The organism is Mycobacterium sp. NGS49, from assembly GCF_059812565.1.
This window is the reverse complement of sequence record NZ_JCALCX010000014.1, coordinates 147,487-168,333: the sequence shown is the minus strand read 5'-3', so window position 1 is coordinate 168,333 and position 20,847 is coordinate 147,487. Positions and strand designations below refer to the sequence as shown.

The window sequence follows — 20,847 nt, the reverse complement described above, 5'->3', positions numbered from 1 at the left end:
TTGAAGCACTCGGCAGCAACAAATCCTAGACCCGCCGCGAACACCTGCACGGCCATTTGCTCACAACACCAACGGCCGTGTTTCGGTGAAACGCCAAGCTGACCGGCCTTCCTCGACGGCGGCCGGCGCAGGAACCGTCACCCGCAGCAAATCACCGGGCGGCTCGGCCCGTGCGCCGCGAAAACCGGCCCGCTCGTCGCGGCTGTGCGCTAACCTCTGGCGGCTATGACGGATGCGGCACGCGGCAAGCTGATCGTTCTCAACGGCGGGTCCAGCGCCGGGAAGACTTCCCTTGCCCAGGGGTTTCAAGATGTGGCTGACGAATGCTGGATGCACCTGGGCATCGACGTCTTCTGGATGGCGTTGCCGCCCCGACAGCTCGACCTGGCCCGGGTGCGACCGGAGTACTACACCTGGGACAGCACCGTCGAGGACGACGGCCTGGAGTACTTCACCGTGCATCCCGGACCGTTGCTGGACCGCGCCATGCACGCCCGGCACCACGCCATCCGGGCTTACCTGGACCACGGGTTGAATGTCGTTGCCGACGACGTGATTTGGAAGCGCGATTGGCTGCTGGACGCTCTGCGCATCTTCGACGGCTGCCAGGTGTGGATGGTGGGGGTGCACGTCTCCGACGCCGAGGGCGCCCGCAGGGAACAGGAGCGCGGCAACCGGTATCCGGGGTGGAACCGTGGCAGCGCTCGCGCGGCCCACGCCGACGCCGAGTACGACATCGAGGTGGACACCACCGCCACTCCGGTGGCCGTGCTGGCGCGCCGCCTGTACGGGCTGTACAGAGAGTGCCCGGAGCCTCAGGCGTTCGACCGGCTGCGCCGGCGCCTTGCGCCGACCACCGTTTTGACCGAAAACGCCCCTATGGCCCCTTGATTCCCGATACGGTTGCCCAGCGTCGCGTTGCAAGTGGTCGGGGAATCATGGCTGGTTCGCAACGCGACGCCCCACCGGGGCCGACGGGCCGTTCGGCTTCCTCAATTACTCTGTGTCACTTGATTTTTGGCCCATCGGTAGTCGGCTTTGCCGGACGGTGAACGCTGCACCTCGGCGCAGAAGATCACCTCCTTGGGCAACTTGTAGCGCGCGATGTGGCGCGCGGCCTCGGCGATGATGCTCTGCGCGTCGGCCTCTTGCCCCTTCGCCAGCTGCACCAGCGCCACGACCTCGCTCCCCCAGCGCACGCTCGGGCGACCGGTCACCACGACGTCGTAGACGGCCGGATGCTCGTTGATCGCCGCTTCGACCTCCTCGGCGAAGATCTTCTCGCCACCGGAGTTGATGGTCACCGAATCGCGGCCCAGCAGCTCGATCTGACCGTCGGCATCCCAGCGGGCCCGATCGCCGGGCACCGAGTGCCGGATGCCCTCGATCACCGGGAACGTCCGGGCGGTCTTGGCCGGGTCGCCGAGGTAGCCCAGCGGAATCGCGCCCTGCTGGGCCAGCCAGCCGGTCTCGTCGTCGCCGGGCGACAGAATCCGCGTGAAGTCCTCGCTGACCACCACCGCACCGGGGTTCGGCGCGAACCGGCCCGATGCACGCTGCGCCGCGCTCGACACCTGGCCCATCTGGGCACCGGATTCCGACGAGCCGCCCGCATCCAGGATCGTCAGGTGCGGCAGCAGTTCCACGAACCGCTGCTTGAGCGGGGCGCTCAACGCCGCCCCGCCGGTGACGAGCACGAACAGGCCAGACAGGTCGTAGGAGTTGGCCTGCAGTTCGTCGAGCAGCGGCCGGCCGAACGCGTCGCCGACGATCGACAGCGACACCACACGTTCGCGGCTGGCCAGCTCCCACACTTCGGCGGGATCCAGATGCGTCGTCGTCGGCGCCATCACGAACGGCCGTCCGGCGCAGAGGTTGATGAACGCCGCCCACTGCGCCGCGCCGTGCATCAGCGGTGCGGCCGTCATGGACCCCGGTCCGTCGGGGCGGGAGCGCTCGACTATCTCGTCCAGGCTGCGCACCGGTTCACCGCTACCGAAGGTCCGCCCGCCCATCGCGTTCATGAAGATGTCGTGCTGACGCCACAGCACCGCCTTGGGCATGCCGGTGGTGCCGCCGGTGTAGAGCATGTAGAGGTCGTCCGGCGAGGGCACCACGTCCAGCGGTTCGTCGGAGACCGACGCCAGCAGTTCCTCGTAGCGCACCGCCCCGGGCAGTGGCGCATTTCCTGACTCGTCCTCGACATGAATCAGCCGAATCGGCCTGGACGACCGTTCCAACGCCTGGGCCAGCGTCGGCGCGAACCGCGCCTGGTACATCAACGCATCCGCATTGGCGTTGCCGATCAGGTACACCAGTTCGTCGGCGACGTAGCGGTAGTTGACGTTGAACGGAGCGACCCGGGCATGGTAGGCCCCGATCATCGCCTCGAGGAACTCGTTGCAGTTTGCCAGGTACAGGCCGAGATGGCTCTGGCCGGATTCGTGGGGCGCCAACTCGGAGCGTTCCCGGTGGGCGCCGAACCCCCAGCCGTGCAGGGCGCGGGCGAAACGCCTGGCCCGGTGGTCGGTTTGCGCGAATGTGAATCGCCGGTCGCCGAACACGATGGCGTCGCGGTCCGGGTTTGCCGCAGCCACTGCCGAAACCACTTGAGCAAGGTTGAATTCCACCGAACCTCCCGAGCCGTACGAGGCCTTGACGTCACGACCCTATCGACACCGGGCATCCGCTTGACACCGTTGCGCCGCGCAATCGGCACCGGTCAGGCATCCTTTAGCCATGGATCTGGACGCCCTGCTGCATTCCATTCCGCCGCTTGCCATCTATCTGCTGGTCGGCGGAGTGGTCGGAGTCGAGAGCCTGGGCATCCCGCTGCCAGGCGAAATCGTGCTCGTCAGCGCCGCGTTGATGTCGTCGCACCACGAACTGGGGGTGAATCCGGTCGGCGTCGGCGCCGCAGCGGTGCTGGGCGCGGTCGTCGGCGACTCGATCGGCTACTCGATCGGCCGCCGATTCGGGATGCCGCTGTTCGACCGGCTCGGCCGCCGGTTCCCCAAGCATTTCGGCCCCGGACACGTCGCACTCGCGGAGCGAACGTTCAACCGCTGGGGTGTGCGCGCGGTGTTCTTCGGCCGCTTCATCGCCCTGCTGCGGATTTTCGCCGGACCGTTGGCCGGCGCGCTGAAGATGGCCTACCCGCGCTTCCTGGCGGCCAACGTGAGCGGCGGCATCTGTTGGGCCGGTGGTACCACCGCCCTGGTCTACTTCGCCGGCGTGGCGGCCGAGCGATGGATGTCGCGGTTCTCCTGGGTGGCGCTGGTGATCGCCGTCATCTGCGGCGTCACGGCGGCGATCCTGCTGCGCGAACGCACCGCCCGTGCGATTGCCGAGCTCGAGGAAGAGCACTACCGCAAGACCGGGGCGCCGGAGACCGCCGCCTGAACTAAGGGATGATCCGTTCGGCGCGCTTGTGACCGTCAGCCGGACGGTGTTGTTCGATGAGAGTGCGGGCCATTGCCTGGGCGTGGCGAGCGGCTTCCATGTCGCCGACTGCCGCAAGGATGATGGCGCCCTTCATCAAGATGTGCCAGGACGACGCAAAACCTTCGACGTCGCGTAGACCCGCGGCGAGTGCGCGGCGCCGGACGATGTCGCGGACGTGGTCGATGTGGGTGATGCTGGCCTTCCCCGCGGGATGGTCGGCGCCCAACTCGAGCAGCACGTTGATGAACGAGCAGCCCTCGAAGCCGTCGCGGCTCTGAAACCACTCGTGCAGGACGTCGAAGATCGCCAGCAACTGTTCCTCGGCGGTGTTGCCGAGCAACGCGGACCGCTCCTCGATCAAGCCGTGCGTCCAGAGTTGCTCGCGCCGCTCCAGCACCGCCAGCACCAGTTCATTCTTGGTCGCGAAGTGACGGTAAAGCGTCGCCTTGGCCACCCCGGCCCGCTCGATCACTTCCTCGGTGCCCACAGCCCGGATTCCGCGCCGACTGAAGAGCTCGTAGGCGGCATTCAAGATGCGTTCGCGGGCGGGCACGGCGGGTACAAAAGGGTCCGTGACGTCGGGCGATGTCATAGCGTGACTTACCGTACTCTTACCCCGCCCATGTAGACAGACAGCCCTGTCTTGTTATAGAACTGATATTTACAGGGCGATCAATCTGTCTGTCTTCAGATGTGCAGGGCGGGCATCCATCGCGGCGTAATTCACGCCAGTCGATTAGGAGTGCACCATGAGCCTGGTCATTGCAGAATCATTTTCCACACATCTCACCCTCAGCACCCGCCTGGTGTACCAGCTCGGTGAGCCGCGCAGCACCCTGCGCGCCATCACCGACCGCAGCGGCGAGGCGGTGGTGATTCACGCCGGCGGCGAAATCGACGCCTGCAACGAGAACACCTGGCGCCAGCTGGTGAGCGAAGCGGCCGCCACCGCCACCGCGCCCGGGCCGTTTGTCGTCGACGTCACGGACGTCGATTTCATGGGGTGCTGCGGCTACGGTGTGCTTGCCGATGCCGCCGAACAGTGCCGGCGCCGCGGCGTCGAACTGCGGCTGGTGAGCCCCGCACAGATCGTCACCCGGATTGTCCAGGCCTGCGGGATGACCGCGCTGCTGCCGGTTTATCCGACGGTCGACCGAGCCCTCGGATAGCCCTCGGATAGCGGAAGAGGATTACGCCGCGCCGTGGCGCGCGCCGCTAGTGGCGAGTTCGCGGCCCGCCCCGGCCGGCGGCGGACCCACTTCGAGCACCGAGCGCACCGCCGCACGCAGGTAGTCACGCAATACGGGCAGGCTGTACCGCCCGCCGCGCGGCGCGATCCACTTCGGCAGATCGATGATGCAGGTCGCGATCAGGTCGACGGCGGTGTCGTCGCTGCGGCCCCACAGGCCTTCGGCCAGTTGAGCCAGCACCCCGGCCAGTTCCCGGTCCAGGGCCCGGAGTTGCTCGGCGATCTCTGCCGGCATCGGCTGGCTCACCACGTCCTCGCGGCGCACCGTCATCAGGCATGCCGACGAACCCGGGAACAGGTCCGGGTACAGCAGGGACGTCTCGGCGGCCGCGTAGACCGCGTCCAGCGGTTCGCTGCCGGGTAGGGCCTTCGCGTCGCCGATCAAACCCGTGAGCTGGTCGAGGAAACGCCGTTCCGCTCGGATCCAGACGCGGCCGAGTAGGCCGCCGCGGGATTCGAAGGTGCGGTAGATGGCGCCGTTGGAAACGCCGGTGGCCTTGGTGAGGGCGCGGATGGTCACCGCTTCGATGCCGTCCTGAGCAACCAGGTCCTCGGTGGCATCCAGGACGTAATCGTGCTCGTGTACCCGGGGACTCAACACTGCTAGATCGCTCCTTCGTTGGGGCGTGCACTGCTCGCACGCCGAACCCGGCTCGGCAAACCCGCGAGGGCCGAACTCCGGGTTCCTTCCTGGCTCATTGTCCCCAACGGAGGAGGTTTGTACTGGGAAATCGCCGACATAGCCAAGTTCTCAGGGCCGACGCCAACAACCGCGGGTTTGCCGGGCCATCGCTCGGGTAGGTTGCGGACATGAGCACGCGGCGCTCGACGGGTGCCCCTCCGACGGTCGGTGTGGAAGAGGAGTTCCTGCTGGTCGAACCCGATACCGGGGAGCCGGCGCCGCGCAACCGCGACGTGGCCGCCGAGGCCCAACGCCGTGGCGTGGACCTGGACTTGGAGCTGGCCAGCTGCCAGGTCGAGACCACCTCCAGCGTGTCTTCCAGCGCCGCACAGCTGCAGGAGGAACTCACCCACCTGCGGCGCACGGTCGCTCGGGCCGCCGAGGCCGCCGGGGTGCGGCTGCTGGCGCTGGGGTTACCGCCGGTCACGCCGCACGAGTTCCCCATCACCGATTCACCCCGATATCGGAAGATCGGCGAGCAGTTCGGGATGGTGGCGCACGAGCAGGGCATCTGCGGCTGCCACGTTCATGTCGAAGTGCCCGATCGCGGTGCCGCGATCCACGCCGGCAACTGGTTGCGGCCGTGGCTGCCGACGCTGCTTGCCCTGTCGGCGAACTCCGCGATCTACCGCAACAGTGATTCGGGTTATGCGAGCTGGCGCAGCGTGCTGTGGCGGCGCTGGCCGGTGGCGGGCGCTCCCCCGTACTTCGCCTCGATCGAGGAGTACGACAGCACGGTGGGCATGCTGGTCGACAGCGGGGTAATCCTGGACACCGGCATGGTTTATTGGGACGTGCGTCCGTCAGCGGATTTCCCGACCGTCGAGGTTCGGGTGGCCGATGTGCCGGCGACGGTGGCCGACACGGTGTTGCTGGCCACGCTGATCCGGGCGGCGGTGATGACGGCGGTAGACGAGCGCGATTCCGGCGCCGACCGGCTGCCGCCGGCCGCGCTGCGCGCCGCTTACTGGAAGGCCGCCCACGACGGACTGGCCGGCAGCACGCTGGATTTGGTGCACGGTCGCGGGGCGGTGCCGGTGCGCGAGCAACTGAGCGCGCTGGTGCAACGAGTGCGGCCGGCGTTGGACGCCCTGGGTGAGTACCACCACGTGGTCGACGAACTCGATCGCGTCACCACGCTGGGCAATGGCGCGATGCGGCAGCGACAGGCCTGGCGGCGGCGCGGTTCGGCGCTGGATGTCATCGAGGATGCCCAGGCGGCGACGCTCAGCTGAATTTCCGTGGGGAGCGGCGGATCGGGGATGTCGTCGCTACACGGTGAGCAATCGGTAGAGCCCGATCAATCCGACCACCACAATGGTGGCGCGCAGTGCATTTGGCGACAGCCGGCGTCCGTAGCGCGCACCGAGGAAACCCCCGATCAGCGAGCCCGCCGCGATCAACCCGGCCACCGGCCAGCTGATGCGCTCCCAGGCAACCAACGTATAGCTAACCGCCGCAACGACATTCACCATCAGCGTGAGTAGATTTTTCGCCGCATTCATGCGTTGAACCGATTCGGGCAGTAGCGCACCCATCACCCCGACCAGCAGAATGCCCTGTGCGGCAGTGAAATAGCCGCCGTAGGTGCCGACGAGGAAGGTGCCGACCACCAGCGCCGCCATGCGCGTCGCCGTGATGTGATCGGCAGAGCGGCCCGCCTCTTCGGCCCGCCGGCGTGCCCACGACTGGATGCGCGGCCCGATCACCACCAGGATGATCGCCAATACCAACAACACCGGAACAATGCGGGTGAAGACCTTCTCGGGCAGGTGCAGCAACAGGTAGGCGCCCAGCACCGCGCCGGCCAGCGACGCCGGGATCTGCCACCGCAGCCGGTCCCACTGCCCGCGCAGTTCCCTGCGATAGCCCCAGGTGCCCGAAAGGCTGCCGGCCACCAGGCCCACCGCATTGGACATGGTGGAAGTGACGGGCGGATAGCCGAGGGCAACCAGGGTGGGGAACGTGATGAGGGTGCCCGATCCGACGAGCGCGTTGATCGCGCCGGCACCGAGCCCCGCGAGTCCGATCAAGATCATGTGGGAAACCGACACCCGAAGACCCTAAACTCACCGCGCCGTTGCCCGCTGACCGTTGCGTCGGCGCGTGCGGCAGCCGCCAGGATCAGCGGTGTGCCCGGGTCGACTGGATCGACCCGGGCAACCGCTGACTCGGCTTAGCTGCCGGTGTACGGCAGGTTCGGGATGTTGGGCAGATTCGGGATGTTGGAGAGCGACGGCATCGGGCCACCCTGCTGGAACAGCTGGACGGCGGCGTTCTCCCCGTTCTCATTGGCGACCCAGCCCCGCACCGTGTTGTACAAATCGGTGCTGGCCCGGGTGGCCAGCTGCGCCGCCAGGTCATACATCGTCATGTTGGTTCCCGGGATGACCTGGCTGCCGCGCGGAGTGCGTGGGCCGTCCTTGTTCAGGACGGTGTGGCATTCCTGGAATCCGGGCGGCGGGCCGCCGGCCGGGCAACCTTCCAGGGGGAACTGCTGCGAGAAGTTGATGCTGTAGTAGCCGGTGTGCAGATCGGCCGGGAAGTCGGCCGGGTTGCAGGTCGGGAAGATCGGCGGCGCCAGCCGATCCAGCTGGCCGATGGCGACGTTCTCCTCGACCCAGTTGGAGTGGGCGTAGAAGTCTTGCTGGGTGTGGAGCAGGGCACCGAACGCCGCGCGGGCACCGGGTCCGTCGGCCTCGACGTTGCCGTTGAGCACCGAACCGCTCAGCACGACGGGTGAGAAGACGTCCCACGCCTGGCGGGCCCGGTTGCAGATGTCGACCGGATTGATCGAGTTGTCCAGGTGCCGGAACTCGTCGGTGGCGAATGCGTCACTGCCCATTGCGCCGCCGCCCGGCGGCGGGCCGATCAGGATCTGGTTGACCGCCAGTTGGCTGACCTGGTCGGCGGGCAAGGCGTTGCGCGTGATCGTCTCGTGGTACTTCACGTAGAAGGCTTGGGCGGTCGGCGCCCCGAATGAGGCGACCGCGGCCAGGCTCGCCAGTATCGCGACGAGAATGCCCAGCGGGTGTCTGCGGGATAGCGTCATGAGAACTCCTAGAAGGACGTAGTGTCGTGCGCTTTCGTAGACGTTTCCTCATGAACCTTACGAAATCAATAAACACTCGCAGCTATCAGCATGGGTGAATATGAGGCGCCATCTATTGCGCAGGAGCACAATAGAGGTGCTTCTAGCGTTGAGTCCTTGACACTGCGAACCCGAGAAGGGTTGCGCTGCTTGGGTTCCGGGAGGTTATAGGTAGGGCAGCGTGGTGGTCCGATAGGTCTCGACGGCGTCGGCGAGCAGCTCAGTGAACTTGTTCCGCAGCGCGGCCGTCTCTTCGCTTACCGGCTTGTCGCAGAACCGGCAGTTCGTGGTGAAGCGCGCCTGCTCCGTCTCGTCCGGCCAGAATCGGCGGGGGCCCACCGCGGCACCGGGGTCGTACTGGACCGACTGATGGGGGGTTTCCCGCATGATCCTGCCCACCGGATGAGCCTGCGGACATTCGAGTTTCAGTGTGCCGACGCCTTCGGAGAAGCTCATACGCCTGACGGTATGCCAAAGCGCCGCGGCTCGCCTGCCTCAGATATCCGCGGTGGTGAACCTCGTCTTGACCGGCGGAGCGGCCAACAGCGGCGGCAGCTCGGTCACCTTGCCTTCACCGGCCCGGAAACGGCGGTATGCCTCGTCATGCTCGACCGAGTCCCACACCTCATAGATGAGCCAGTGCGCTTCGTCATCATCGTCGACCCAGACGTCGGTTCGCAGGTTGCCGTCGAAGCGCCGGGTGACTTCCAGCGTCCGGCTCATCAGGTGCCGTCCGGCAGCCACCGACTCGGGCTTGAACCTGAGCTCGAGAATCACCGTGACCGCCATCGTCTCCCCTTCGCAACCGCACCCTGCTGATCCAGACACAAGTTATACGCAGACGTGCCGGCCTTCAGCCGGCCGCCCACTGCTTGGCCCGCTCCAACTCGTCGAGGCCGAAAATTGCGAGCTCGCCCGGGACCATCCACGCCAGCGCATGCAACACGTGAGTGACCCACTCGATATCGGACACGATGGCGATTCGCTTGAAGGCCGAATGGTGCGGCAAGACGGTGCCCAAGCCCAACTTCAGGTCCTCGACCAGGCCGCCGGGCCCGAAGCCTTGATAGTCGGACCCGATGACCTCGACAAGCCTGATCTCGCCCGCTTTCAACTGCTCGTCCAGTGTGGGTTTGATTTCGCGCAGTTCGTCGCCCCCCAACCGGCCCGACACGCGGATTCCCGTCACGCCTTGCGGCATGTCCGTCAGCATTTCGATCATCGAATTCCCCCTTCTGTTCCTATTCTCAACCGGTGAATCCCGTTGTGCCACGCAAGATTGCCGGCCGCAAGAAGACGTCGTTGAGTGTCACGGTACGCAGGCTGCGGGCTCGGATGATGTCGACCAACTGTCCGTAGACGTGTGTCACCGGCGCGTGGTTGAGGTGGCCTATCACGATGTGCTGTGGGGCGAAGAACTGATGGGCCAGCCTGACGATGAGGTCTTCGGGAAGCAACGCGGAATCCCGCAGGTCGCCGCTCCACAGCGTGGGGTTCTGGTAGCCAAGATCTGCTGCGACCGCGTTGACCGAGGGATTGTGGTGGCCGTATGGCGGCCGGAAATACGGCGCGGCGTCCACGCCGTAGGTGTTCCGCAGGAACACGTCGGTGCTTTTCAGTTCGTCGGCGATCTGGCTTCGCGAGAGTCTGGTCAGGTCCGGGTGCGTCCAGGTGTGGTTGGCCAGCTGAATCTGCCCGGAGTCGACGAGCGGTCGAAGCGATGTCGCGTTGTCGGTCGAGGAGCGATACGCGCCGGTGACGAAGAAGGTGAGCCGAACGCCGGTGTCCTTCGCGAATTGCGTGTACAGCCGCACCACCTCGGTGTCCGCTCCGTCGTCGACAGTCCACGCCAGCAGATCCCCTGCGCCGGGAAGCCGCTTCAGCACGGCGCCCGGGGCCAGCGCGACACGCGTGCCCGGATCCGGTGGCGGTAGCAACCGTTGCGGGAGTAGAGGGTCGGGTGCCGCGCCGAGAACGTCGGCGTGCGCCGGCGCCCCGCCGGGCAGCCCGCTCGCCGTGGCCACCACCGCCGCGGCCGCCAGGGCGAGCAGGAACCGCCGCCGGTCCGGTTCGCTCACGTGCACTCCTGCGCCAGCGGTGCTCATCAAATGCCTGCAAGGCTAAGCCGACGGACGGTGCAGATTGGCGGCGTCGCGCGGAGTGTCGACCGGAGCTATGACATTGTGACCTGCGCGCTTGGTGCCCGCTCGGCACCGGCGTGAGTTGGTCCGCTCGCTGTGTCAGTCGCGATCGGCAAGACGCCCGAAGCTCCCGGCGGCGGACGGGCGGATCCAAATCACCGTCACCGGGTCGGGGCGGGCGGTCTATCCAGACGTCCATACGTCTTTGGGGAAGTGGTCCCGGCTGGGATCGAACCAGCGACCTTCCGCGTGTGAAGCGGACGCTCTTCCACTGAGCCACGGGACCGCGCCGAGAGGCAGCGAACGACGTCGAAGACTAACACGACCGCCGCGACGGCCGTGCCGGCCAGGTGCTCTCGCGACCGGCTCGACACGGCGTGAGCAAGCAATTTGTGTGCGCCCGCTCACTGGACTATCGTCGTGCTTCGCACCGGGCGACGATCTCGCCCGTTGCGCGCGGATGTAGCGCAGTTGGTAGCGCATCACCTTGCCAAGGTGAGGGTCGCGGGTTCGAATCCCGTCATCCGCTCGAAGGTGCGAATTGGCATCAATCCCCAGCGGTGGAGTGGCCGAGTGGTGAGGCAACGGCCTGCAAAGCCGTGCACACGGGTTCGATTCCCGTCTCCACCTCCGATTTCGATCTCCCAGCGCGATTAGCTCAGCGGGAGAGCGCTTCCCTGACACGGAAGAGGTCACTGGTTCAATCCCAGTATCGCGCACCAGAGTTTGTGCAGTTCAAGATAGGTAGCTAGGCCGCCTAATCGGTCAGCGCGCAACATACGCGCAACTGACGTAGAAGAGAGATGCGGTTCCGGTGAGCTCCGAGACCGAGCATGAGGCAGTCGAGGGCGATTGCACGCTCCCCCCAGACCAGCCGGTCCCCGCAGACCAGTTGGGCCGGTACAGCCCTGAGCGTGATTACTACGCCGAGAGGGACATCGCTGAATACGTCGAGACCCAGGCCCACCATGACGACGAGACAGTGCAGCACGCTGAGCGTGTAAAGGTCGAGTACGTCATGGGTGTTCCGTATGAGGCGTGGGACGTGACGACCGACAAAGACCGCTATTGGGTGTTCACAAATCTGACGATGCTCTACTCCCAAAAGCACTTCCCGAGCTTGGACTACACGCTTTCCTTCCATATCGGCCTCATGGCACGCATTAGAAGTAAGGACGAGCAAGTAGCCAGAGGCACAACACCATTCGATGAAGTGTTTCGTCGGCTGGATCAAGCAGAGGATGCCCTCGACCGGGCAGTCGAGGTAGTGGACTTTCAAGGTGTCGGGATGCAACTGCGTGAAGCGATGATCTCACTCATGGCGGCAGCGCGCCGTCGAACCGATCTACCGGAAGACACCGAGCGACCGCAGGATTCCAACGTCAAAGGATGGGGCGAACTTCTTTACGGGCGTTACTACGCTGGCAGCTCTAACAAGGACGTGCGGGGGTACCTCAAGGCAACAACTGACAAAGCCTGGGACCTAGTGAACTGGTTGACTCACCATCGGAACGCCAACAAAACCGCAGCCCTAATCGCTAAACGTGCGGTTGAAACCATCGTGGTTCACATGGCCAATACTCTCACTAGAGAGCGCTGGGACCACACCGACCAGTGTCCCCGCTGCGAGTCACGCGCGGTACGCAGCTTTTTCGATGCCGACATTGCACCTGATGGAGGGCACTTTGAGGATTGCAGCGAGTGCGGTTGGACTAATCATCCCGGCCATGATGTAGGGGATTTCGACGACCTCGACCCTGTCGCGATATGCGAGGCGCAGCTAGAGGCGGTTCGGGAGGTCCACAAATCGTGGGTACGTAACGGCAATGAGTCGATGATCAGATTTACCGCTAACTCAATCGCTGCTCTTGAGCACCAGATTCAATCTCTTCGCGATGAGGCCGCAAGCGGTAGCTGACGACGAGCCGGCCTTTCACGCAACGTGCAGCTAGCCTACTGGCCAACCGTCTCCCCAGCCGTTGGCCACTACGAGGTCCTTCACCGTTTCGGCCAATCTTGCGCGGTCAGAACGGTCGATTGTGCGTGAGAGTTCGAGCAAGGTCGCGGCGATCCTTGCGTCACTCACCGTGCGCTGCCATCTTGCCGCGAACTCGACACAGTTTTCGCGCACCGCACCCCTGAGGCGGTCACGGACGCGCAAGCTGGGGCCGTTTCCCAGTGTTAGGTCGTGGAAGTGCAATTCATTGCGCACCTCTAGGTACCTGGGTTCCTCAACCTGTGGGCCAATGAACTGGCGATCCATCGGGATGACGAAAAGGCCGAGTTGGCTTGCCATCCAGAAAAGAGTTCGATGTGCCCGCCTGCAAACCAAGGTCGGCACCACTGCTGCGTTGGGCCTGGCTAGCTGAACCACTACCGCCTTTCCCAGTAGTTGGTACACCTCCGCAGCACCTGGGTAGATGAACTGACGTAGGTTTTTTACCTCGAACAGCAAGGTCACCGGCGCACCCGGCAATCCGTCCGCGTTTAGAGGCACGATGAAGCCCGCGCTGTCGAGCGGTCCCGGTACGTCTACCCCTAGCACGTTCGGTACTGCGCCAGCGTCGCTGACGACTGGGACGACCACTCCTGACTGCATGATTCCGCCGCGCGTAGCCGCTTCTCCGGCGGGCCCAATAAAACCGTGCGGATAGCGCTGAGTTCCCGACGCCCAACCCATATATCGTCCGTACAGCAGCCGCTTACGCGCGGCAGCCTGCTCTATCTTTGTCGCACGTCCGGTGCGGTCGACCGGTTGTAAAGTCGGGACCGGTTGCTTTCCTTGTCCCCTGGTGGTCGCCGTCACCCACGCCATCTCTCGCCGCTGTTCTGTTAGGAAGCGCAATGCGTTGGTGACGTGGTGTGGGTCAATGTTTTGGTCTGAACTCTGAAAGTAGCCTTCACAAATGCGGCTTTCGACCTCACGGCGAACGACCGCATGTTCAGTCGACAGGATTTCGCGTATCCGGTCGACTGCGCGAGCCTCGTACTGAGCCGCTGTCGCCACACAAGCAGTATCACCTCACTGCGGCTGCGGGTTCAGCTCGTTTGGTTTCAGCGCATCTCAGGTGCCATATATAGAAGTTAATGGGGTGGCTTTGTACGGGGTTCTGTCTCAAATCTAAACAATTGAGACGGGATGCGCGGGATGCGTTGAACGTAGCGAATCGCCAGGCCGTGGTGTCTCAAAAAGTGGATCAAAATTCCCGTCTCATATTGACGAGTTTTGCGAATTTTGAGACACTCGACGTATGGCAACGACCACCGCCCCTGTCACAACCGGAAGCCAGCTCGGCTACGCCCGCGTTTCCACCGGGCATCAAAGCCTGGATCAGCAAGTCGATGCGATTACCCGTGCCGGTGTCGATGCGACTCGTGTCTATAGCGACAAGCTTTCAGGAACCTCCACGCGCGAGCAGCGCCCCGGACTTGCCGCGCTCTTGGACTACGCCCGCGAGGGCGACGCCATCGTGGTGGTAGGTATCGACCGCTTGGGGCGCAACGCCGCCGAGGTGATGGCGACCATCCGTGAGCTAGGTGAGCGTGGAATCGTCTTGCGTTCCCTCCGTGAAGGCATCGACACCTCCAACGCGACTGGGCGCATGGTGGCCGGCGTGCTGGCTAGCCTCGCGGAGCTTGAGTTGGAGTTGGGTCGAGAACGGCGCTCAGCGGCCCGTGAGGCGCGACGCGCACGCGGTCAGTCGATTGGCCGCCCGAAGGCTTTGGATGCGCCCAAAGCTGCTCTGGCGCAACGAATGCACGCCAGCGGCGAGTCAGCCACGACCATCGCGCAAACGTTGGGGGTGAGCAGAGCAACGGTGTACCGGGTCCTGGCGGAGTTGCCGGAATCTCAGCTATAGATTCTCGCGGTGAGTTCTAAGCACCCGAACACTGGGATGACAAAGGGTGGGGGGTGACCCCCACCGTGTCCACCACCCCGCCTTGTACCGCCAGCGCGCCCTCTCTCTCCGTCGCAAATCAGCCGGTCAGCGACCAGGTGGTTCCCTTCAACCCAAGCTTGTTGGCAGCCACATACAAGCTGTTCAGCGTGTAGCCCTCGGCCTGCCCAGCTGCGCGCACGGCAACGGCTTCCACGGTCTCGTGCCCTTGGGCGCGTTGTCGAGCTAGGTGACCGTCAAGCCATTTCTGGCATGACAGTTTCAAACCGTCTGACTTTTGCGACCTGTGCGTATCCAAACTTACGACGCTCGCGGACTGTTCATCCTGAACACACTGTTCATCCCCGCTGACCTGCGGCAATTCACCCTGAACGCATTGTTCACCCTGAACGGGCCACGTTAGCTGGTGGCGAGTGCCGCCAGGAACGGAAATTGCTACCACCTGACCCTCGTCAGCTAACTCGGCAAGCGCTTGAGGAAGCAGCTTTCGGCGATGCGGCTTGCCCAGTGCGGAGTTCAAGTCGCTGGCCGATGCACTACCACCCCGCTTGATCAGGACGGCGACGATACTGGCCTTCACCGACGCGAGATGGTAATCCTCCCGCCCCTCGTGGCGCAGCGCGTCGTTCTTGCCACGCTCGCGAAGTGCAGCGGCGCGAATCTCGGCCTCTTGCTCTAGCAACGAGGCACGGGTTTGGTCAGACACCGCCATGACCTTCCCTGACAGATTCCATTCCCATGCTGTGACCTCAACGCGCTGGTGCATGATCGCCAGTAGCGCGGCCACCTTGCAGCGCGTGAGTAGGGCGTGGCCGTCAAGCGCGTCGCCGCCGCCGCGCTGGCGAGCGAGGTGGCTCTCACGGATGGACCGCTCAATCTCCGGCGTTGCATAGACGATCTCCACGACACCGTCGATTCCCGGCGTCCACTTAGGCATATCGGTCACCAACGGATTGGGGTCCCTGAACACCCGGTCTGAGATATTCGGGTCAGTGACCGGCACCCACAAGAAACGTTGGGGCGTGCCTCCGCTCGCGTCATCGAAGATGACACCGGCGTGCCCCGGTTGCACGCCAATTGATAGGCAGGCCCTATAAGAATGCGCCAGAACATTCCTGCGGGAATCCTTGGTCGCGTTAGCCTGGCCGAGCTGTTCACCCATGGCCATACTCTTTAGCGTCGGTAGCAGCACGCTTCCCTGAGTACGCGATAGGCCGACCATCGTGTCTATTTCCGGTATATCGAAGATCACCGGGTGAATCTCATCTGCCCCGTTCCTCTTGGTGAATACTTCGGCGATTCCTTGCCCGGACCCAATTGGCAGCGTGAGGATGTCGGTGGGCCAAGCGAGGGCTGCAACTTTCGTCGTGTTGCCCTTCCCAGTCCCAGACCTACCTACGAAGGCACACAACAGGTTCAAGCTGGCACGGCCACCGATGACTGGCGGCAACTGCACGATTGGCGGAACGCTGGCAGCCACGCGCAATAGCACCCCGAATAAAGCGGCCCTCGGCGACACCATACGCGCTTGCGCCCAACCGTGAACGTTCTTCAACTGCTCACTACCGGACGTTAAAAAAATAGCTTCATCATCATTCATAGTTTTTACCTTTGATACCTAAAGGAGTTAAGCAATACCTAATGGGCTTATGTAACCTAAGCTGCGAACATCGGCTTTTCGAGCGTCAGCAACGAATCGCGGTCAACGCGAATGGTGGAGCGGCCACCGATCCGGTAAGCCTTCAAGCGGCCATCCGCGATCATTCGCCGGACAGTCTTGTCCGAGCAGTTCAGCCGAGCAGCGGCCTGAGCAATAGTCGGCCTCAAGGGAAGATCAGTGGGACTCAATGTGTACTCCGCAACGTGTCCAGTCAGGCACCACATGAAAGGTGCCCTACTTCGACTAGACGCGCCCGGTCAAACCGTTCGTTGCTCACCGGGAAGTTTCGTTGCTGTACGAGCCTACAAACCTACGCCGGAGACATTAGCACACACGTTCGACGTTTTCGAGGCCGTTACGCCCCGGCGTGTCACGGCTGGACAAGCTTCGACATTGCTGCCGCGAGCTTCGCGTCTCGCCCCTGCGCAGCGTGCTGGTAGCGCATCGCGGCCTGCGGTGTTGAGTGCCCGATGCGGTCCATCAGTTCCGCTAAAGTCGCCCCCGTCTGCGCATATAACGTCGCTCCGGTGTGCCGTAGATCGTGGAACCTCAGGTCTGCGCGCTTGGCCGCGACCCTAGCCTTGTAGTAGTGCCGGTACAGCGTGGATGGCTGCAATCGCAGGGGGCGGCCGTTCTCGTCAGTTTCCCCTTGCTGAGGAGGAAATAACAATGAATCCTTCTCCGATTCAACATATTTGGATGCTAGATGTGCCTCTATCGTTGGCAGTACATGCGGCGGAATGGTCACGTCGCGGATACCGGCCTCACTCTTTGGCAGCCCAATTTCCCAGCCGCCCTTGATCCGGGACGCTGCCCGACGTATGTGAATCACACCCTCCCGAACTTTTGCCTCATTGCCTTCCCTGTCACGCTCTACGCGGTCGTAGATTTTGATGTCGCTGCGCCGCAACTCGACCAGCTCGCCGTCCCGCATCGCGCACCAGGTAGCCAGCACAACCATTGCCGCAAGGTGTTCAGGCATCTCGGAGACGATGATTTCAATCTCTGCGTATGTCGCTGGTTTGGTCTTGCTCTTACGCTCAGTGCTGCCGCCGCCGACGATCTCACACGGGTTGACCTCAATCAGCCGGTCACGCTTGCGGGCCGTCTCCAAGATCGTTCGCAACAACCCGTAAGCATGGGCGCGGGTAGTCGGCGCATTGGGAGCAACCTTGGCGTACCAGCGATCAACGGACCCCATTGTGATGTCGCGGACAGCCTTGCTCTTGAACGTCGGGTAGATGTGAGCTTCCAACAATTGTTCGTAGTGCTCGCGGGTGCGCGGACGTAGTGGGCGGCCCTTCACAGTGCGGGTCGCCACCCATTTACGGGCATAGTCGCCGAACTTGACTTCGGCTGTGCGCTTGGCTTGCTTCTGTTCGGCGGTCGCGGGAGGTGACCACAGTTCCCGGTCGATCTCGCGGCGACGGTCCGTTAGCCAGCCTTCGGCGTCGATCTTCGCCGCGAAGGTCTCGGGTGCGATGTATACCCGGCCATCAGGTCCGGTGTAGGAAGCCTGCCAGCGACCCGATCTGAACTGCCGAATACGCCCGAACCCCCGCCGCTGTCGTGCCACCCAATGTTCCCTTCCCGATGCCGCGCGCAACATACGCGCAATAACAGTGCCATCGGATGGGTAACTTTGTCCAATATTGTCCAGCGATAACTTTTCGTATTTCGGCACTTGAAGGCGCTATTCATGCCGCTAGAGAGCTTGGCGCAAAGTTTGCTTGGATACATCTTCAATCCCAGTATCGCGCACCAGAGTTTGTGCAGCTGGACTGCGTTGATACCGTTGTGCAGCGCTTGATTACATGGCCCCAATTCCCACTGCCACCAGATCTTTGCCAGGGGCTGCATCGGATTCGAATTCGCCCTTGCGAACAAAGTTGCTGCACCCGCTTGGATGCGGCGTCCAGAATCGCCGTTGCTCCCAGGCGGCCGCCGAATCCAGCGACAACACACTCACCGGGTCGCGGAGTCGGTGACGGAGGGAACCGAGCGCGCCAGCTGCCACATTGACGCACCGGCCGCAGGTCGCCGATCCGTTTGTGGCGCAGCCTGTTCGTATCTCGCGATGCTGCGTTAGTAACAGACTTTGCTTCGCGCGGCCGCGTGACCTGGTCAGGCTCTTGCGAGGACCTTGGTGTCAACTCGAGGATGAAGTCGAGGTTGCTGCTCAGCGTCGGCTATGGCCGTCCATGAGCCCCATTAGCACCGATCAGGCCGCCGCTACCACCAGCACCACCCACACCACCGTCCCTGCCATCGCCCCCATCACCACCGTTACCGAACGGCGCCGGGAAGAAGGAGCCGTTCAGATGCGCTCTGGCATTTCCGCCTGCGCCTCCGTCGACGGGCCCGCCGAAGGGGGTGCTGCCGCCGAGGCCGCCGACTCCCACGCCCAGCAGCGAAAAACCATCACCTCCCGAGCCGCCCGTTACCATCTCAAAAAATTTGGGCTCTACAGCACCACCTCTACCGCCAAAAGCCAGACCGACGAGCGTCTGGCCCGCACCGCCCTGCGCACCCGAGGGCCCCATGCCGCTTCCGCCCACACCACCGAGACCGAAGCCGACGAGTGCAACCCCCGAACCGCCCGTACCGGGGGTGACGCCCGAACCACCGGCCCCGCCCCAGGCAAAGCCGAACGCGGCAAAGCCGGCACCACCAGCACCGCCGGCGTAGCCGGGATCCAAGGCTCCACCGCCACCGTTACCGCCCCAGCCCACCAGCAAGCCGTGCGCTGCGCCGCCGTTGCCACCGGCACCGCCGGCGGCGCCGGTGACGCCACCATTGCCGCCGGTGCCAGCCACGCCGATTAACAGGCTTTGTGCGGCCCCGCCGTCACCACCGGCGCCACCGATGCCGCCGACTCCGCCGTCACCCCCATAGTTTCCTACTCCAACCAGGCGACCGCCGGCGCCCCCGGCACCGCCTGCACCGCCGGTTCCGCTCCCTGAATTACCGCCCGACCCACCTACGCCGCCCAATCCAACCAGTACCGCGTTGCCGCCAGGCCCGCCCGCGCCGCCTGGCGCCGCACTGGACGTCGAGCCCCCGGAACCGCCGCTGCCACCGTTACCGCCCAACCAACCGCCGGTGCCGCCAGCCCCGCCGGCGGCACCGGCCCCACCGTTGCCACCGTTGCCACCGTTGCCGATGAGGCCGGCGTCGCCGCCCGCACCACCGACCAAACCGGCCGTTGTCTGCGAGAAACCGTCTCCCCCCTTGCCGTAAAGGAGTCCGCCGGCACCGCCGTTGGGACTGGCCGCAGTTCCATTGGCGCCGTTGCCAATCAGGGGCCGTCCTAACAACGACTCAGTGGGCGCGTTGACCATGCCCAACAGGTTCTGCTCCAACGCCTGCAACGGCGCCGCACCTGCCGCCTCCGCCCCTGCATACGCCTCGCTGGCCGCGTGCAGCGCCCGAATGAAACGGTGATGAAACTCGGCAGCTCGTGCACTCACCGACTGATACTGCCGCCCGTAATCATTGAACAGCGAGGCCACTGCCTCCGACACTTCATCGGTACCGGCCACCAACACCTGGGTCGTGACGGCCGCAACAGCAGTGTTGGCCGCGCTCAGCGACGAACCGATGCCTGCCGCATCGTGTCCTGCTGCCGCCACCATCTGAGGGATTGCAGTCACAAACGACATCGAACACTCCTCGTTGCACGACAGCCACCCAACGGTGAGCGTGAATGACCACCGCTTTGGAGCCGTTTGGGCCGCAGTATAATTTCCGTTCAACTCCCGAACGGCAGTATTTGGATACCTGGGTAGACCAATGCGCTCCTTTGCGCGACTATCGCCTGGATGCCGCAGCTGTGAGAGGTGCGCCGCTCACCTCAGGGCCGCACAAACCGGATGACTTCCAAATGCATTGATGTTCGCTCGATACTCGGCTCCGGCCCTGTTGGTGGCGTTGCGTTTCCAGGGATTCGCGGTGGGCGGTGCGTGGGGCGGTGCGACGCCGGTCACCTGCTGAACTGGGAGGCTGCCGAAGAGCTGGCCGAAGTCATCAGATCCTTGAATTCATAACAAGATTCGACTAGGTGCAGGAGCGCCGCATCATCCGATTTGACTCAACGTCGGCAGACATCCCATGAGAAAAGCACCTACGCAGCAGCCGTCGACGCAGCAACAATCCGGCGAAGATGGGCCGAGCCGAACCTAGACCCGCTGGGCCGCAGGCTAGTTCGATCGACCACCGATTAAACGCCGCCGGACGCCGGCTGCGCAGGAGGCAGTTGCGCCGGGCAGTACACGCCGGCCGAGATGGCGGTGAACCGGGCGGCGTTCTCCTGCGTCAGCCCGGGGTTCCCGTCCTGCAGTACTTTGACGACCTCGAGCCCCGACCTGCCCTGATTGGCCATGTCGCACACCATCTTGCCGGCCGCAATGGCGCTAGGGACGTCCCGGTAGGTGATGCCGGCGGCACCCAGCGACACCAGGAAGGCCTGATCCTGGTTGGCGTCCGCCTGCGCGGGCGCCGCCACGGCGACGACGGCCGCCGCACAGGCTGCGAAGGGAAGAATTCTCATGGCACCGAAATCCTCCCAAACGGGCGGTGACCCCGCATGTCGAGCGAGGGCAAACGGACAGTGAACTTTTTCCGGCGACCCTTCGTCAACCTGAGGTTGACACACCGCCTATCGTCAACCTAACGTTGACGG

21 protein-coding genes and 4 tRNA genes are annotated in these 20,847 nt (G+C 64.2%); 9 read left to right on the top strand and 16 right to left on the bottom strand.

Going from position 1 to position 20,847, the window contains the following annotated elements:
- Positions 1-225: 225 nt before the first annotated feature.
- Positions 226-891 (top strand): phosphotransferase-like protein, encoded by a 666-nt coding sequence (locus tag AC5Y7D_RS16850; RefSeq protein WP_499925925.1) that lies wholly within the window; start codon positions 226-228, stop codon positions 889-891.
- A 101-nt stretch (positions 892-992) separates the two neighbouring features.
- On the opposite strand, the gene AC5Y7D_RS16845 is transcribed toward AC5Y7D_RS16850, so the two are convergent.
- The gene (locus tag AC5Y7D_RS16845) at positions 993-2,630 is read right to left on the bottom strand and encodes an acyl-CoA synthetase (protein WP_499925923.1); all 1,638 of its coding nucleotides are present in this window, start codon (positions 2,628-2,630) and stop codon (positions 993-995) included.
- 109 nt (positions 2,631-2,739) lie between these two features.
- On the opposite strand from AC5Y7D_RS16845, the gene AC5Y7D_RS16840 reads away from it, so the two are divergent.
- The gene (locus AC5Y7D_RS16840; protein WP_499925921.1) at positions 2,740-3,402 is read left to right on the top strand and encodes a DedA family protein; all 663 of its coding nucleotides are present in this window, start codon (positions 2,740-2,742) and stop codon (positions 3,400-3,402) included.
- Position 3,403: 1 nt separating this feature from the next.
- Here AC5Y7D_RS16840 and AC5Y7D_RS16835 read toward each other — a convergent pair whose 3' ends face one another.
- The gene (locus AC5Y7D_RS16835; protein ID WP_499925919.1) at positions 3,404-4,036 is read right to left on the bottom strand and encodes a TetR/AcrR family transcriptional regulator; all 633 of its coding nucleotides are present in this window, start codon (positions 4,034-4,036) and stop codon (positions 3,404-3,406) included.
- A 157-nt stretch (positions 4,037-4,193) separates the two neighbouring features.
- Between AC5Y7D_RS16835 and AC5Y7D_RS16830 the strand changes: the two genes are divergently transcribed.
- Positions 4,194-4,613, top strand: a complete 420-nt coding sequence (locus AC5Y7D_RS16830; protein WP_499925918.1) for an anti-sigma factor antagonist — start codon at positions 4,194-4,196, stop codon at positions 4,611-4,613.
- A gap of 21 nt (positions 4,614-4,634) precedes the next feature.
- Here the strand turns inward: AC5Y7D_RS16830 and AC5Y7D_RS16825 are convergent, their stop codons facing one another.
- On the bottom strand, positions 4,635-5,294 hold the full coding sequence (locus AC5Y7D_RS16825; RefSeq protein WP_499925916.1) for a TetR/AcrR family transcriptional regulator: 660 nt from the start codon (positions 5,292-5,294) through the stop codon (positions 4,635-4,637).
- A gap of 209 nt (positions 5,295-5,503) precedes the next feature.
- Between AC5Y7D_RS16825 and AC5Y7D_RS16820 the strand changes: the two genes are divergently transcribed.
- The gene (locus tag AC5Y7D_RS16820; RefSeq protein WP_499925914.1) at positions 5,504-6,610 is read left to right on the top strand and encodes a carboxylate-amine ligase; all 1,107 of its coding nucleotides are present in this window, start codon (positions 5,504-5,506) and stop codon (positions 6,608-6,610) included.
- 36 nt (positions 6,611-6,646) lie between these two features.
- On the opposite strand, the gene AC5Y7D_RS16815 is transcribed toward AC5Y7D_RS16820, so the two are convergent.
- From AC5Y7D_RS16815 to AC5Y7D_RS16785, 7 genes are all read right to left on the bottom strand, one after another.
- Complete coding sequence (locus tag AC5Y7D_RS16815) at positions 6,647-7,429, bottom strand: sulfite exporter TauE/SafE family protein (protein ID WP_499925913.1); 783 nt, start codon at positions 7,427-7,429, stop codon at positions 6,647-6,649.
- A 122-nt stretch (positions 7,430-7,551) separates the two neighbouring features.
- Complete coding sequence (locus AC5Y7D_RS16810; protein ID WP_499925911.1) at positions 7,552-8,427, bottom strand: hypothetical protein; 876 nt, start codon at positions 8,425-8,427, stop codon at positions 7,552-7,554.
- 204 nt (positions 8,428-8,631) lie between these two features.
- A complete protein-coding gene (locus AC5Y7D_RS16805) occupies positions 8,632-8,922 on the bottom strand; it encodes a hypothetical protein (protein WP_499925908.1) in 291 nt (96 codons plus the stop codon).
- Between the two features lie 39 nt (positions 8,923-8,961).
- A complete protein-coding gene (locus tag AC5Y7D_RS16800; protein WP_499925906.1) occupies positions 8,962-9,255 on the bottom strand; it encodes a putative quinol monooxygenase in 294 nt (97 codons plus the stop codon).
- A gap of 64 nt (positions 9,256-9,319) precedes the next feature.
- Positions 9,320-9,688, bottom strand: coding sequence for a SpoIIAA family protein (locus tag AC5Y7D_RS16795; RefSeq protein WP_499925904.1), 369 nt, complete (start codon positions 9,686-9,688; stop codon positions 9,320-9,322).
- Between the two features lie 25 nt (positions 9,689-9,713).
- Positions 9,714-10,544: a polysaccharide deacetylase family protein gene (locus AC5Y7D_RS16790; protein ID WP_499925903.1), complete on the bottom strand. Its 831-nt coding sequence runs from the start codon at positions 10,542-10,544 to the stop codon at positions 9,714-9,716.
- A gap of 277 nt (positions 10,545-10,821) precedes the next feature.
- Positions 10,822-10,893, bottom strand: a tRNA-Val gene (locus AC5Y7D_RS16785).
- A 170-nt stretch (positions 10,894-11,063) separates the two neighbouring features.
- On the opposite strand from AC5Y7D_RS16785, the gene AC5Y7D_RS16780 reads away from it, so the two are divergent.
- The 4 genes from AC5Y7D_RS16780 to AC5Y7D_RS16765 all read left to right on the top strand — a co-directional run bounded on the left by AC5Y7D_RS16780 (position 11,064) and on the right by AC5Y7D_RS16765 (position 12,525).
- A tRNA-Gly gene (locus tag AC5Y7D_RS16780) sits at positions 11,064-11,136 on the top strand.
- Positions 11,137-11,166: 30 nt separating this feature from the next.
- Positions 11,167-11,237: transfer RNA gene (locus AC5Y7D_RS16775), tRNA-Cys, on the top strand.
- 17 nt (positions 11,238-11,254) lie between these two features.
- A tRNA-Val gene (locus AC5Y7D_RS16770) sits at positions 11,255-11,329 on the top strand.
- 92 nt (positions 11,330-11,421) lie between these two features.
- Positions 11,422-12,525, top strand: a complete 1,104-nt coding sequence (locus tag AC5Y7D_RS16765; protein ID WP_499925901.1) for a hypothetical protein — start codon at positions 11,422-11,424, stop codon at positions 12,523-12,525.
- Positions 12,526-12,555: 30 nt separating this feature from the next.
- Here AC5Y7D_RS16765 and AC5Y7D_RS16760 read toward each other — a convergent pair whose 3' ends face one another.
- Positions 12,556-13,614, bottom strand: a complete 1,059-nt coding sequence (locus AC5Y7D_RS16760; protein ID WP_499925899.1) for a hypothetical protein — start codon at positions 13,612-13,614, stop codon at positions 12,556-12,558.
- 244 nt (positions 13,615-13,858) lie between these two features.
- Here AC5Y7D_RS16760 and AC5Y7D_RS16755 point away from each other — a divergent pair, with 244 nt between their 5' ends.
- Positions 13,859-14,467 carry a recombinase family protein gene (locus AC5Y7D_RS16755; protein WP_499925898.1) on the top strand — a complete coding sequence of 203 codons (609 nt, stop codon included), beginning with the start codon at positions 13,859-13,861 and terminating at the stop codon, positions 14,465-14,467.
- A gap of 118 nt (positions 14,468-14,585) precedes the next feature.
- On the opposite strand, the gene AC5Y7D_RS16750 is transcribed toward AC5Y7D_RS16755, so the two are convergent.
- The 5 genes from AC5Y7D_RS16750 to AC5Y7D_RS16730 all read right to left on the bottom strand — a co-directional run bounded on the left by AC5Y7D_RS16750 (position 14,586) and on the right by AC5Y7D_RS16730 (position 20,715).
- Entirely contained in the window at positions 14,586-16,106 is a 1,521-nt protein-coding gene (locus AC5Y7D_RS16750) for a hypothetical protein (RefSeq protein ID WP_499925896.1), read from the bottom strand.
- A gap of 56 nt (positions 16,107-16,162) precedes the next feature.
- Positions 16,163-16,390: a helix-turn-helix domain-containing protein gene (locus AC5Y7D_RS16745; RefSeq protein WP_499925894.1), complete on the bottom strand. Its 228-nt coding sequence runs from the start codon at positions 16,388-16,390 to the stop codon at positions 16,163-16,165.
- Between the two features lie 146 nt (positions 16,391-16,536).
- Complete coding sequence (locus AC5Y7D_RS16740; protein WP_499925980.1) at positions 16,537-17,775, bottom strand: tyrosine-type recombinase/integrase; 1,239 nt, start codon at positions 17,773-17,775, stop codon at positions 16,537-16,539.
- Between the two features lie 580 nt (positions 17,776-18,355).
- Positions 18,356-19,828 carry a PE family protein gene (locus AC5Y7D_RS16735; RefSeq protein WP_499925893.1) on the bottom strand — a complete coding sequence of 491 codons (1,473 nt, stop codon included), beginning with the start codon at positions 19,826-19,828 and terminating at the stop codon, positions 18,356-18,358.
- 557 nt (positions 19,829-20,385) lie between these two features.
- A complete protein-coding gene (locus AC5Y7D_RS16730; RefSeq protein ID WP_499925891.1) occupies positions 20,386-20,715 on the bottom strand; it encodes a DUF732 domain-containing protein in 330 nt (109 codons plus the stop codon).
- Between the last annotated feature and the right edge of the window lie 132 nt (positions 20,716-20,847).